The organism is Stenotrophomonas sp. YJH_SMC_94-11, assembly GCF_059370435.1.
Genome location: NZ_JCAFTR010000004.1, coordinates 126643 through 138455, shown reverse-complemented (window position 1 = coordinate 138455; position 11813 = coordinate 126643). Strand labels below are relative to the sequence as shown.

Annotated in this window: 12 protein-coding genes and 1 pseudogene; 2 read left to right on the top strand and 11 right to left on the bottom strand. The window is 66.2% G+C overall.

Translation table 11 applies throughout. The features are described 5' to 3' along the window. Positions 1-21: 21 nt before the first annotated feature. Together AC5P74_RS09525 and AC5P74_RS09520 are read right to left on the bottom strand one after the other, a co-directional pair. Entirely contained in the window at positions 22-234 is a 213-nt protein-coding gene (locus tag AC5P74_RS09525; protein ID WP_005416609.1) for a hypothetical protein, read from the bottom strand. 106 nt (positions 235-340) lie between these two features. Next, the gene (locus AC5P74_RS09520; RefSeq protein ID WP_329842246.1) at positions 341-1522 is read right to left on the bottom strand and encodes a serine hydrolase domain-containing protein; all 1182 of its coding nucleotides are present in this window, start codon (positions 1520-1522) and stop codon (positions 341-343) included. Positions 1523-1817: 295 nt separating this feature from the next. Here AC5P74_RS09520 and AC5P74_RS09515 point away from each other — a divergent pair, with 295 nt between their 5' ends. Further along, positions 1818-3065: an arsenic transporter gene (locus tag AC5P74_RS09515; RefSeq protein ID WP_346607249.1), complete on the top strand. Its 1248-nt coding sequence runs from the start codon at positions 1818-1820 to the stop codon at positions 3063-3065. Positions 3066-3089: 24 nt separating this feature from the next. On the opposite strand, the gene AC5P74_RS09510 is transcribed toward AC5P74_RS09515, so the two are convergent. From AC5P74_RS09510 to AC5P74_RS09490, 5 genes are all read right to left on the bottom strand, one after another. Then, entirely contained in the window at positions 3090-4523 is a 1434-nt protein-coding gene (locus AC5P74_RS09510; protein WP_346607295.1) for an OprO/OprP family phosphate-selective porin, read from the bottom strand. 132 nt (positions 4524-4655) lie between these two features. Next, complete coding sequence (locus AC5P74_RS09505) at positions 4656-5432, bottom strand: ABC transporter permease (RefSeq protein WP_005409726.1); 777 nt, start codon at positions 5430-5432, stop codon at positions 4656-4658. Then, a complete protein-coding gene (locus tag AC5P74_RS09500; RefSeq protein ID WP_053496569.1) occupies positions 5416-6249 on the bottom strand; it encodes an ABC transporter ATP-binding protein in 834 nt (277 codons plus the stop codon). The genes AC5P74_RS09505 and AC5P74_RS09500 overlap by 17 nt, the downstream gene beginning before the upstream one ends. A 14-nt stretch (positions 6250-6263) precedes the next feature. Next, positions 6264-7322: an ABC transporter substrate-binding protein gene (locus tag AC5P74_RS09495; protein WP_070489222.1), complete on the bottom strand. Its 1059-nt coding sequence runs from the start codon at positions 7320-7322 to the stop codon at positions 6264-6266. A gap of 75 nt (positions 7323-7397) precedes the next feature. Continuing rightward, complete coding sequence (locus AC5P74_RS09490; protein WP_053496568.1) at positions 7398-8519, bottom strand: 4-oxalomesaconate tautomerase; 1122 nt, start codon at positions 8517-8519, stop codon at positions 7398-7400. 109 nt (positions 8520-8628) lie between these two features. Between AC5P74_RS09490 and AC5P74_RS09485 the strand changes: the two genes are divergently transcribed. Continuing rightward, positions 8629-9531, top strand: a complete 903-nt coding sequence (locus AC5P74_RS09485) for a LysR family transcriptional regulator (RefSeq protein WP_070489156.1) — start codon at positions 8629-8631, stop codon at positions 9529-9531. Positions 9532-9840: 309 nt separating this feature from the next. On the opposite strand, the pseudogene AC5P74_RS09480 reads toward AC5P74_RS09485, so the two are convergent. The 4 genes and pseudogenes from AC5P74_RS09480 to AC5P74_RS09465 form a co-directional block, all read right to left on the bottom strand. Next, positions 9841-10047: pseudogene (locus AC5P74_RS09480) on the bottom strand (hypothetical protein); the annotation flags it as partial. A 44-nt stretch (positions 10048-10091) separates the two neighbouring features. Then, positions 10092-10562 (bottom strand): hypothetical protein, encoded by a 471-nt coding sequence (locus tag AC5P74_RS09475; RefSeq protein ID WP_053496566.1) that lies wholly within the window; start codon positions 10560-10562, stop codon positions 10092-10094. Positions 10563-10675: 113 nt separating this feature from the next. Then, positions 10676-11053, bottom strand: coding sequence for a hypothetical protein (locus tag AC5P74_RS09470; protein WP_070489150.1), 378 nt, complete (start codon positions 11051-11053; stop codon positions 10676-10678). Positions 11054-11161: 108 nt separating this feature from the next. Next, a complete protein-coding gene (locus AC5P74_RS09465; RefSeq protein WP_139727130.1) occupies positions 11162-11689 on the bottom strand; it encodes a DUF6622 family protein in 528 nt (175 codons plus the stop codon). Between the last annotated feature and the right edge of the window lie 124 nt (positions 11690-11813).

Below are 11813 nucleotides of genomic sequence, written 5' to 3'. Positions count from 1 at the left end.
CTGCCCGGCATGGCGTCGTGGCTACCACTCCGGCCCGAGCAGCTTGGTCACTTCGGCCTCCAGTTTCTGCGCGGCCTCATCCTGGGAGGCGACCTTGATGCTCAGCCCCGACTGCGCCGGCCCCGGCACCAGCTGGTAGCGGTTGATGGTACCGCCACCGTCGCCGTCCAGCGCTACCCGCGCCACTACCGTGCGGCCATTGGCGTGGAAGGTCCAGTCCTGATAATCAAACATGCTTCAGTAGGTGTGCGGCCAAGATGTCATCCCACTTTTAGCGGCACGACAGTGAAGAACGCTCCAGGAGGATGTTCAGAGCGCGTGGACATGATGACGACAGGGCCTATTGCAGTGTCCGCGCCAACTGCAGGACATCGGCGAAGAAGGAGGGATAGTCGTCCTGTGGAGCGCTGTGGGTCTCGCGCCGGTGAACCAGACGCACGGCGACCACGCGCTGTTCCGGGACGATCATCAGGTATTGGCCCAGGTAGCCGTTGGCGGCAAAGCCGACGACCGGTCCCCGTGAGATGTCGTAGAGATCGGCGAGCTTCAGGCCGCGCGCGGAGATCTGGCTGCCGTAGCGCTGGGACCCGTCCGCGCCCAGCTGATTGGCGAGGAAGGCGACCAGTGCGCTGCGGCTTTCGAATACTCGCCCTGCGCTGGCCTGCAGTGCGCGCTGTACGTCGTCGTCCACGCCCCTTTTCACCAGCAGATCCCGCAGCCGGGGCTTGAGCTGGTACCGTTCCCAGGCCGGTATCCGCCACCACAGCAGCCCAACATCTGGCGCACGGGCGCTTTCGGTCGTCATCAACGCGACCGACTGCTCACTCAGGAGACGTCTGCCATCCGGTGCCACGCCTCCGTCCAGCAACAGTTGCCCGATGGCGGCAAGATCGGCCGCGCGCAGGGACAGCCCGGCCATGCCCAGCGGGGTGCCTGCCTCATCCTTCATCCAGGTGTAGTGGGCAATGCCCAGGGGCTTGAACAGCCGCGCGTCCAGATACGCGTCCACAGGCTCGCCTGCCAGGCGCTCCACAATGCCGGGCAGCAGGTTGGTAGCCTTGTTGTTGTAGGAGAACACGTTGCCCGGGTCATCGCTCAGCTCGGCAGCCAGTGCCAGCTTGACCAGGTCCGGGGCCCCTTCCAGCTCTTCGCCCGCGTTCGCCACGTTCTGCAGGCCCGAGGTATGGTCCAGCAGCATGCGCACGGTAATGGCGCTCTTCCTGCCCTGCTTCCATTCGGGATAGATCCGGCTGACCGGCGTATCGATCGAAGCCAGCTTTCCTTCGTCCAGCAGCAATGCAATGGCCAGCGCGACGACCGACTTGGTGGCCGACATCAGGTGAACGGATTCCTGCCCGGCGGCGGGCTTCAGCTCAAGCAGCGTCTCCCGCTCATGCATCACCAGGACCGCATCGGAATGCGCGGCGCGTGCATTGCGCTCGATCGCGGCAAGGGCATCGGCACGCGTCGCCGCTTGGCTGGGCCCGGCGATGCCGAACACCAGAGCCAGGGCGCAGGACAACCAGCAGGATCCTGGCATCGCAATCTCGTCCAATGAGTGTGTGCGTAGCTTGACTACATGTGTAGTCAAGCTGCAGTGCCTGAAGTCATGGCCCGCTTGAGTGCTGAACGTGGGCTGGGCGCCGCCCCCGGCCCACCTGCAACGTGGTCCAGGGCAGCGGTCGCCATGCCGCGCCGCACGGTATGATGCGGCGACCCGGAACCTGCGATGATTGCAGCGGCCGCCCATCCGCTGATCGCGCGCGCCAGGCCCACCTGCGCCGGGGTCGCTGCAGGTGCCGCTGAAGCCCCACTCCATGCTCGCCCCCCAAGCCCCCCTCGTGATCTGGGCAGCGGTCGCCGTTGCCACCCTCGGTCTGCTGTTCCGTCCTTTGCGCATCCCCGAATATGTGTGGGCGTTGGGCGCTGCCGCCCTGTTGCCGTTGCTGGGCGCGGTGTCGCTGCATACCGCATGGGGTGCGGTGGCCGAAGGCCGCGACGTCTACCTGTTCCTGGTCGGCATGATGATGCTGGCCGAACTGGCGCGGCGCGAAGGCCTGTTCGATTGGGTCGCGTTGTACGCGGTGCGGCATGCGGGCGGATCCGGGCGACGCCTGTTCGACCTGGTGTTCCTGGTCGGCACGCTGGTGACGGTGTTCCTGTCCAACGATGCAACGGCCGTAGTGCTGACGCCGGCGGTCTACGCTGCCTGCAAGGCGGCGCGCGCCAATCCCCTGCCCTACCTGTTCGTCTGTGCATTCATTGCCAATGCGGCCAGCTTCGTGCTGCCCATTTCCAATCCGGCCAACCTGGTGGTGTACGGCCAGCACCTGCCGCCGCTGCTGCAGTGGCTGGCGCAGTTCGCGCTGCCGTCGGCGGCGGCCATCGGTGCCACCTACCTGGTCCTGCGCTGGGTGCACCGGCGCGAGATCGCCCAGCCGCTGGTGGCCGCGCCGCCGCATCGCCCGTTGACCGACGGCGGCCGGCTGAGCGCACTGGGCGTGCTGTTCACCGGCACCGTGTTGCTGGTCACGTCGGCCTTGAACGGGCCATTGGGCCTGACCACGTTCTGCGCAGGTACGCTGAGTGTTGCGGTGGTGGCGATCCGCCAGCGGCGCAGCCCGCTGCCACTGCTGCGCCACGTGTCCTGGGGGGTGCTGCCGCTGGTGGCGGGACTGTTCGTGCTGGTGGAAGCGGTGGCGCAGACCGGTGTCATCCAGACCGCGGCCAGCGCCCTGCAGGCCCTGGCGCAGGCATCTCCCCGCCAGGCCAGCTGGCTGGCCGGTGGCGCGGCTGCGCTGCTGAGCAACGTAGCCAACAACCTGCCGGTCGGCCTGGCCGCCGGTTCGCTGGGGCAGATGGCCGACCTGCCGGCGCAGACCCGTGCCGCATTGCTGGTCGGCGTGGATCTGGGACCCAACCTGTCGGTCACCGGTTCGCTGGCGACGATGCTGTGGCTGGTGGCGCTGCGTCGCGAGGGCGAGCATGTCAGCGGGCTCGACTTCCTGCGCGTCGGCGCGCTGGTGATGCCGCCGGCGTTGATCGGAGCATTGCTGCTGCTCTGATCGGCGCGCGAGCGGCATGCGCTTCTAGAAGGCCACCTGCAGGCGGGTATTGAAGGTGGTGCCTTCATCCCTGCCCTGGCCGGTGCCGCTGCGGTTGCGGGTCTGCCAACGGATCGCCTCGAACATCACGCGGCTGAAATCGTTGAGATACCAGTTCGCACCCAGCGTCCACGCGTGGCCGGTACCGCCACTGGGCAGCTCGGCATAGTCCACGTCCTCGAAGCGCCCCTTCAGTTCCCATGCCCCGGCACCGCCGCGGGTGACAGGATCGGCCACCTTGACCCGGCCCCAGGTGCCGGCCTTGCCCGAATAGGCCGGCCTTGCACCGGCCAGGAACCAGCCAGCCGAAATCGCCCAGGCCTGGTGGTCCAGATCGTAGCGCCCGCTGGCGTCGGCCCCGCGCAGGTTGCGCGTACCCCATTCGCCGGTCGCCCACGCCGGCCCGAAGAAGCCTGCCAGTTCCGCGCCATAGGCCGTGCTGCGCTCGGCGCCCAGCAGTGTGCCCGGCGCGATCTTGACCAGGTCGTTGAAGTGCCCGGCGATGGCCGAACTGCGGACGACGCCGCTGGCGCCTGCGGCGATCTCCTCGTGGAAGGCCCAGGCCCCCAGGTGCACCGTGACCGCATCGTTGGCCACCGGGTTCCAATGCACGCGCGTGGCCCAGGTCTGGCTGTCGTTGTCGGTGCCGGCGTTGTTGAGATCGTTGCCGGCCACCGACAGGCTGGCATGCCAGTCCTTGCCGTACACGCGCTCGGCCAGGCCGACACCGAACAGGCCGCGCTGCGGCAGCATCAGCGTGCCGACAACGTTGCGGTCCTGGAACGGCGTGTTGGAAGTGCTGCTGGAGCCGTCGATACCCCGGTCGTTGAGGCGGTTGCCCACGGTCAGGTCGGCCGGCAGCCCGAACAGGCGGTGGTCCACGGTGGCGTAGACCGACTTCCACGCCACCGCGTTGTCGGCGAAGTCACCTTCCACCGCCCAGCCGAGGATGCCGTAGCGGCCTTCGGCGCCCAGCCGCACCGAGCGGATCTCGGTACCGGAGATGTTGCGGTCACTCACTGACGATCCGTCTGTGCTGGACGCGTCGACGAACAGGCGTCCGCGCGGACGGAACGCCACGCTGCCATCGGCACTGCTGAACTCCGGTGCGCCCTTGGACCAGGTGACCTTGGGCGCCTTGGCCTGGCTGGATTCCAGTGCGGCGACGCGGGTGTCCAGCGCGGGGCCCTGCGTTGCGGCCGCCGCACCGGCGGTGCTGTGCCCGCCCTCCACGGCACGCAGGCGCGCCTCCAACTGCTGGATCTGCAGCGCCTGCTGCTGCACCAGGCGTGAGAGTTCGGCCTGGCTCAATGGTGCGGGTGGGGACGAAACAGCCTGGGCGCCAGCATGGCCACTGGCCAACAGCAGGCCGAGCGCGACCGACAGCGCTGCCAGCGGCAGCACGGTGGAATGGTTCATGGACTCTCTCCGGCCAGCCGGCCCCCTGGCCCGGCGCTGGCCTGTTGCGGTGGTGCGGGGGAAGATCGAGGGAGGAAGCGCGCGCCGCCGGATCGGCCCGGCGGCGCGGCAGGCGGGCTCAGCCCGGCCCGGTCAGCTGGTGGCCTGGGCCTGGGCGTTGGGACGCCAGGTGATCAGCTTGTTCTCGACCACGTCCAGCAGCGCGTCGATGACCAGCACGAAGGCGGCCAGGATGATGATGCCGGCGAACACACCGACGGCGTTGAAGTTGCCTTCTGCCTGCGCGATCAGGTAGCCCAGGCCCGCCGAAGCGCCGAGGTACTCACCGATGATCGCGCCGACCACGGCGAAGCCCACCGAGGTGCGCAGCGAGGACAGGATCCAGCTGGCCGCTGCCGGGAAGTAGACATGGCGTAGCAGGTCGCTGCGGCTTGCGCCCAGGATGCGGGCATTGGCCAGCACCACCGGATTCACCTCGCGTACGCCCTGCATGGCATTGAAGAACGTGGTGAAGAACACCAGGGTGACCGCCAGCGCCACCTTCGACCACAGGCCCAGCCCCAGCCACAACACGAAAATCGGGGCCAGCACCACGCGCGGAATTGCGTTGAAGCCTTTGATGAAGGGATCGAGGATGCGCGCCGAGCGGCGGCTCAGGCCCAGCCAGACACCGCCGGCCACGCCGAGGCCGGTGCCGATGATGTAGCCCAGCGCGGTTTCGGTCAGCGTGATGTAGACGTGCTGGTAGAACGAGGTATCGGACAGCCAGGTCCAGGCCTGCTGCACGATCGCCGTTGGCGACGGGAAGAAGAACGGATCGATCACGCCCAGCGCGATGCCGCCCTCCCAGCCGCCGAACACGGCCACAACCAGGGCCAGTTGGATGAACTTGTCAGTCTTGGCGTGCATAGCTCTTCTCCACTTCGCCGCGCAGGCAGGCCCAGATGTCGCGGTACAGGTCGGTGAAACGGTCATCCAGCTTGATCTCGGCCACGTTCCGCGGCCGTTCCAGATCCACGTCGAAACTGCGCACGACACGGCTGGCCGGGCCGGAGGACAGCACCACCACGCGGTCGCCCAGGGCGATCGCTTCTTCCAGATCGTGGGTGATCAGGATCACCGAGCGCCGGTCCTCCTGCCACAGACGCAGCAGCTCGTTCTGCATCAGGTGCCGGGTGTGGATGTCCAGCGCCGAGAACGGCTCATCCATCAGGATCACCTTCGGCTCGACGATCAACGCCTGCGCCATCTGCACGCGCTTGCGCTGGCCACCGGACAGCTGGTGGGGGTAGCGATGCTCGAAACCGGCCAGGCCGACCTTGGCCAGCCACGCGTTGGCCTTGGCCTTGCGTTCGGCTTCGGGCACGCCACGGAAACGCAGGCCGAGCTCAACGTTCTGGTATGCGGTCTTCCACGGCAGCAGCGCGTCCTGCTGGAACAGGTAGCCCACCGACTCCTGGACGCCGCTGACCGCACGGCCGTCGATGCTGACCTGGCCGGACGACGGCTTCAGCAGGCCCGCCACGGAATTGAGGATGGTGCTCTTGCCGCAGCCGGTTGGCCCAACGATGGCAAGGAACTCGCCATCACCTACCTGGATGTCGACATCACGAACGGCGGTGAATTCGCCGAAGGACATGGTCACCTTGTTGAGCGCGACCATGGTCTGTGCAGGCTCCAGCTGCGGTGCGCCATTGAGGTGGCGCACGGTGGCATTGAGGGCCATGGGGTTACCTCCGCTTACGGTTGGGCAGCCGGCGCCGCAGCGTTGGCACGCTCGACGAAAGCATTGGTGTAGGTGCGGGACAGATCGATATTGGCCTTGGCCACATCCGTATTGAACTCGCGCAGCACCTTCAACGGCGTTTCCAGATCAGCCGGCGTGAAATGACCGTCGCGGGTGAAGATCGCGCGGGCGTTCTCCACCGCGCGCGCATAGGTGGCGCGGTCGCCAGAAACGTAGTTGTCCGGCAGCGCCGCAACGATGTCTTCAGCACTGTTGTCGGCGATGAACTTCAACGCCATCTGCTCGGCGCGGGCGATCTTCTCGGCCGCTTCGGGGCGCTTGTCCAGGAAGCTCTGGTTGGCGTACATCACCGAGGTTGGATAGAGGCCGCCATAGACCTGGCGGGCGCCGTCGTCGCTGCGCGCGTCGAGGAGGATCCTGCCGACCTTGCGTTCGGTGATCAGGGTGGCGGCAGGATCGTAGTTGACCAGCAGGTCGATCTTGCCCTGCTCCAGCGCGGCCACTGCTGCGGCGCCCGAGCCGACGCCGATCAACGAGATGCTGTCAGCCGGAATATCGTGCTGGGCGAGGAAGTGACGGACGAAGAAATCCGACGATGAGCCCGGTGCGGTAATGCCGACCTTCTGGCCCTTGATGGTCTCCGGGCGGGCCGGATCGAAGGTGGCATCCTCGCGGCCGGCCATCACCAGGCCGGAGTTGCGCGAGAGCAGCACGAAGGCCACCACGTCCTTGCCCTTGGCCTGCATCTGGATGGTGTGGTCGTAGAAGCCGACGGCCACGTCGGTGGAATTGGCCACCAGCGCCTGCAATACCTTGGAGCCGCCCTGGGCGAAGTTCTCGGTCTTCACCTGCAGGCCGACGTCCTTGAAGTACCCCTTGGCGTCGGCGATGAAGAACGGCAGGTTGTTGAGGTTGTAGGAGCCGACGCTGATGCGTACCGGTGCATTGTCACCACCGCCGGCGGATGCGCCTTCGGTGCGCCCGCTGTTGCTGCATCCGGCCGCGGCCAGACCAGCCGCGCACAGCGCGGCCATCAAGAACTGCTTGTACATCATCCCTCCCAGGAGTGAAGCATCTACGTTGTAATGGCGGGCATGCGCACCTGCGCCGGCCCGTCCGGGTTCAGATCATGCCGCTGACGTCCATTGGCGGGCTTGGGTGGAACCGGCCACGGCAAGTGCTGGCGTGGTGGCAAACACGCGGCCCTCGAACAGGCGGCGTGCGGTGCGCACGACGCTGGCAACGACCGGCGCATCCTGCGAGCTGCGACTGAGGCCCACCTCCAGGGCCCCGCTCGGATGTTCGAGGGTAATGCTGCCGGGAACGGACAGGCATCCGACCAAAGTGTGGGCCAGCGTGCCCGGCGTAACGGCGGCGGTGGCCAGGCCAACCGCGCCGGTAATGGCCAGCGCGGTGTGGCATTGATGCGGCATGAAATAGCGCACCTGCAGATCGCCCCCATGTTGCGGCGCCGACAGCAGCACCGGCTTCGGAATGACCTTGTTGCCGGCGTCGGCGATGCCCATGCGAGCGCCTGCCTCGATGCGCAGCGCTTCCAGCCGGCGCATGAATACCGCGTCCGCGTTCAGTTCGGCGGGCGGGGCATCGCCGCGCACGCCCAGGTCTTCGGCACGTACCAGCATCATCGGCATCGCGCAGTCCACCAGGCTGACCGGCACGCCATCGATGGTCTCCTGCGCGTGCCCGCTGGGCAGCAGCTTGCCGGTGCGGGCACCTGCCGCATCAAGGAAGGAGAGCCTGACCGGCGAGGCCGAGCCCGGCGCGCCGGCAATGCGCGTATCACCGCGGTAGACCACATTGCCGCCCGGCGTTTCCACCGTGGCGATGATCAGCTTGCCGGTGTTGACGTTGTGGATGCGCACCTCGGTCTGCGGATCCTGCGCCTGCACCAGCCCACGCTCGATGGCATACGGGCCTACGGCCGCCAGCATGTTGCCGCAGTTCGGCGAGGTATCCACCACCTGCTGCTCTACCCGTACCTGGGCGAACAGGTAGTCGACATCGGCGTCCGGACGGCTGGAGCGGTCGATGATCGCCACCTTGCTGGTCAGCGCGTTGCCACCGCCGATGCCGTCGATCTGCAACGGATGGCCCGAGCCCATCACTTCCAGCAGCAGGCGATCGCGTTCAGCGATGTCCATCGGAAGGTCGCTGGCCAGGAAGAACGGGCCCTTGGAGGTACCGCCGCGCATGAGCACGCAGGGAATGCTGAGCAGATCGTTGGACATACGTGTGCTAGATTGATGCGTATAGGGGATGAATGACCCCTCTGTGATTCGATACTGGCATGACCCCAATTGATCTGTGAATTGCTGATTTTCGGATGATTGATACCCAATGAGCATCAATTGCGAAATCCTGGATCTGCGTGCGTTCCTGCTGGTTTCGGAGACCCGCAGCTTCCATCGCGCCGCGGAAATCCTGCACGTCTCCCAGCCAGCACTCAGCCGGCGGATCCAGAAGCTGGAGCAGGCCGTGGGTTCGCCACTGCTGGAGCGCACCACGCGCAGCGTCAGTACCACCGCTGTCGGCGAGAACCTGCTGCCGCTGGTACGCCGCATGCTGGAAGAATTCGATGGCTCTCTGTTCTCACTGCGCGGCCGGGAGGACACCCGCGGCGCCACCGTGACCATCGCGTGCCTGCCGACGGCGGCGTTCTACTTCCTGCCCAGCGTGATGGCGCGTTTCCACGAAGCGCACCCGAACGTGCGCTTCCGCATCCTGGATATCCCGGCGACGGAGGGTCTGCAGGCAGTGGAACGTGGCGAAGTCGAGTTCGGCATCAACTTCATGGGCGCCAACGATCCCAATCTCGACTTCGACGTACTGGCTGAGGACCCCTTCGTCCTCGCCTGCCGACGCGATCATCCGCTGGCCCGCAAGCGCAAGGTGGAATGGGCTGATCTGGCCGCGCACCAGCTGATCACCGTGCATCGCACCAGCGGCAACCGCACGCTGCTGGACGGTGCGCTGGCGCGCGAGAACCTCAAGTTGAGCTGGCACTACGAGGTGACGCACCTGTCGACGTCACTGGGCATGGTCGAGGCCGGTATCGGCGTGTCGGTGCTACCGAAGATGGCCACGCCGGACGGGGACCACCCCACCCTGGTGACACGCGCGATCGGCAATCCTGTGGTATCGCGCACGATCGGGATCGTCCGTCGCCGGGGCGCCCTGCTCTCGCCCACGGCGGAGCGCTTTCTGCAGATGCTGATGAGCCAGTGGCGCGGGACCGTCTAAGGCGCCGGACATCTGGCTGGGCTGCTGCGCAGGCGGGGCTTCCGCCATGCACCCTGCCTGGTCACCGATGCGTCGGACAGCGACCTGTCCGACGTGCCGTTGCCCGCGGCGGTCAAACAGGATCGGCTGTTCCATCTGGGTGCTTGGCGGCCACCGCTGTTCAAGGACTACCTGGGTCCCCGCCTGACCTGCACCGTGCCGGTCACCCGCAAGCACTATGCGCTCAGGGCCAAGCTTGATCTGCAGAGGATCACGATACCCGCTCTCTGGCGACAGCCGCTTTCGCGTGAAGTGGCCATGTTGGTGGAACTGGTTGGCCGGGTAGGCGCCTGCGCGCGAGTACATCATGCGCACCAGGCTGGACAGCGTGGTCACGCTGCCCACCGATGATCGCGCATTGCTGGCACCGCGCTGTTGCTGCAGAGCCACCGCCAGTGGCGGCCCATCGGTGGCATCGACGTCGGGCACGCCCAGCTGGTCGATCAGGCGGCGTGCATAGGGTGCGGCGGATTCGAAGTCAGGAGATCAATGCGTTTGGCGCACTTCAATCGCCCCTGGATTCAATGGCACTGCTGCGCGACATCGATGCCGTCTCGATGCTTCATGATGAGCGCCTCCAGTCCCGAGGGCCCTCCAGAAATCGGGCCGGGCTTGCCGGGCTGACCCTCCGGGATCAGTCTCGATGTCGTCTGATCCTGAAGCTTGGCAATGCCTGGCGCACGTCGGTCTGCGTATCCAAAGATATCGAGGGTGAGCAGGTCATGCCCGTTCTCGACCAGGAGTAATGGAACCTCTCTGCACCGAAGTTCGAACACGCTCGATTGCGGGGGGCCAGCTTCGATGGTAATGCCTTTCGATGCGTTCGCCCGAGCGAAGGCGATCGCATCGTCGCGAAGCATCTTGAATGTTTCTGGTGGAAGTGGGCGGAATGTTCTGAGCTCAGATTCGAGAGAGGTTGGATACGTTATCCAAACGATTCCTGCCGCAACCACCAGGCCCAGGAACATGAGGGAAGAGATCAGAATCTTCATCTTGGAGCCTTCATTTGACCTGTCTGAACCTTGGACTTTGCGGATTCGCAACCTTCCGCCCCAGCCGGTGGACAGCAGCTTCCGTGCGTTGCCGCGCCTACAGAACGCCCTCGTCACGAAGCCACGAAGATCGACGCAATACCCGCGAGCGATCCCACGGCCACCCACGAGAGCGTGGCGAATGCAACCAGCAACACCTTCCGGTGGACGACCTGCGCTTCGTTTCGGGACTTCGGCCGCCGCGCATAGGGCCTGGAGAAACCCAGCAGTTCGCCAGTGACTGTCAGCGCCCCCATCACGATCAGCGCGGTTACGCAGAAGCCGAACATGGCGCCGATGAAGGCCAAATACCGGGTATCACCGATAGCCGGCTGCGTCCCGGCCAGCGCCTCCACAAGTTGCCCCGTCCACCGTGCGGGCAGCCAGGCCAGGGCGGCGACAATGCTGAAGTGACTGACCACGTTGATCCAGAACCAGGATGTGGTCTTCATGACGTCAGCGTTTCCGGTGGTGGCCAGTGGCGGGCATCGTGACGCCTGCGCCAGCCCCGCACAACCCTGCCTGGGGACGCGGGCCAGCGGCGGGCACGCCTCGGACAATCAGCCTGCGGTTTCCAGCCCCTTGCCCGCCGCATCCATCCGCAGCGAGCCCAGGTACCGGCAGTATTTGCCCACGAAGATGCCAGTGAACCCGCCCGTCAGCAGCAGGTAGGCGGCACTGAAGCCGGCATGGGCGGACAGCGACGGCGACACCGCAAATGCGACTTCGAAGCCGTACTTCACCAGGAAGGTGGCCAGCAGCAGCGGCAGCAGGCTGAAGTCCGCACTGCGCCAGAGCTTGCCGGTGCTGCGGTCCAGCGTCAGCTTCAATCGATTCAACAGCAGCCAGGCAAGCGTCGCGCCCGTGGCGATGCCGGCCAGCCATTCGCTCCAGGCGCTCAGCGAAGCGCCGAAGCGATGGCTGACCGACCACGCACCCCAGACGGCGAACAAGGCGGGTACGATCGCCAGCTTCTGCAGCGAGGTCTCGGCCGGCTTCATGGCGGCGATGCCACGGGTGATCAGGAAGGCCAGGAGCAGCCAGACCCAGATTGGCGTCTGCGAGGCGAGGTGCTGGAGCATGTTCATGAGCGGTCCCCTTGGTGAGTGGTGGCGAGGCGCCCTCGCCTTGGCGCTCACTATTCGCTTCCGCCCGGGTTGCAACCAGTGACATCTGTCAGCCATCGGGGATGACCCGCTGGCGTGCTGCCCG

Excerpts from the sequence above, each read along its gene's own strand:
- AC5P74_RS09525 (WP_005416609.1), bottom strand. The coding sequence starts at position 234 with ATGTTTGATTATCAGGACTGGACCTTCCACGCCAATGGCCGCACGGTA.
- AC5P74_RS09515 (WP_346607249.1), top strand. The coding sequence starts at position 1,818 with ATGCTCGCCCCCCAAGCCCCCCTCGTGATCTGGGCAGCGGTCGCCGTT.
- AC5P74_RS09510 (WP_346607295.1), bottom strand. The coding sequence starts at position 4,523 with ATGAACCATTCCACCGTGCTGCCGCTGGCAGCGCTGTCGGTCGCGCTC.
- AC5P74_RS09505 (WP_005409726.1), bottom strand. The coding sequence starts at position 5,432 with ATGCACGCCAAGACTGACAAGTTCATCCAACTGGCCCTGGTTGTGGCC.
- AC5P74_RS09500 (WP_053496569.1), bottom strand. The coding sequence starts at position 6,249 with ATGGCCCTCAATGCCACCGTGCGCCACCTCAATGGCGCACCGCAGCTG.
- AC5P74_RS09495 (WP_070489222.1), bottom strand. The coding sequence starts at position 7,322 with ATGTACAAGCAGTTCTTGATGGCCGCGCTGTGCGCGGCTGGTCTGGCC.
- AC5P74_RS09490 (WP_053496568.1), bottom strand. The coding sequence starts at position 8,519 with ATGTCCAACGATCTGCTCAGCATTCCCTGCGTGCTCATGCGCGGCGGT.
- AC5P74_RS09485 (WP_070489156.1), top strand. The coding sequence starts at position 8,629 with ATGAGCATCAATTGCGAAATCCTGGATCTGCGTGCGTTCCTGCTGGTT.
- AC5P74_RS09475 (WP_053496566.1), bottom strand. The coding sequence starts at position 10,562 with ATGAAGATTCTGATCTCTTCCCTCATGTTCCTGGGCCTGGTGGTTGCG.
- AC5P74_RS09470 (WP_070489150.1), bottom strand. The coding sequence starts at position 11,053 with ATGAAGACCACATCCTGGTTCTGGATCAACGTGGTCAGTCACTTCAGC.
- AC5P74_RS09465 (WP_139727130.1), bottom strand. The coding sequence starts at position 11,689 with ATGAACATGCTCCAGCACCTCGCCTCGCAGACGCCAATCTGGGTCTGG.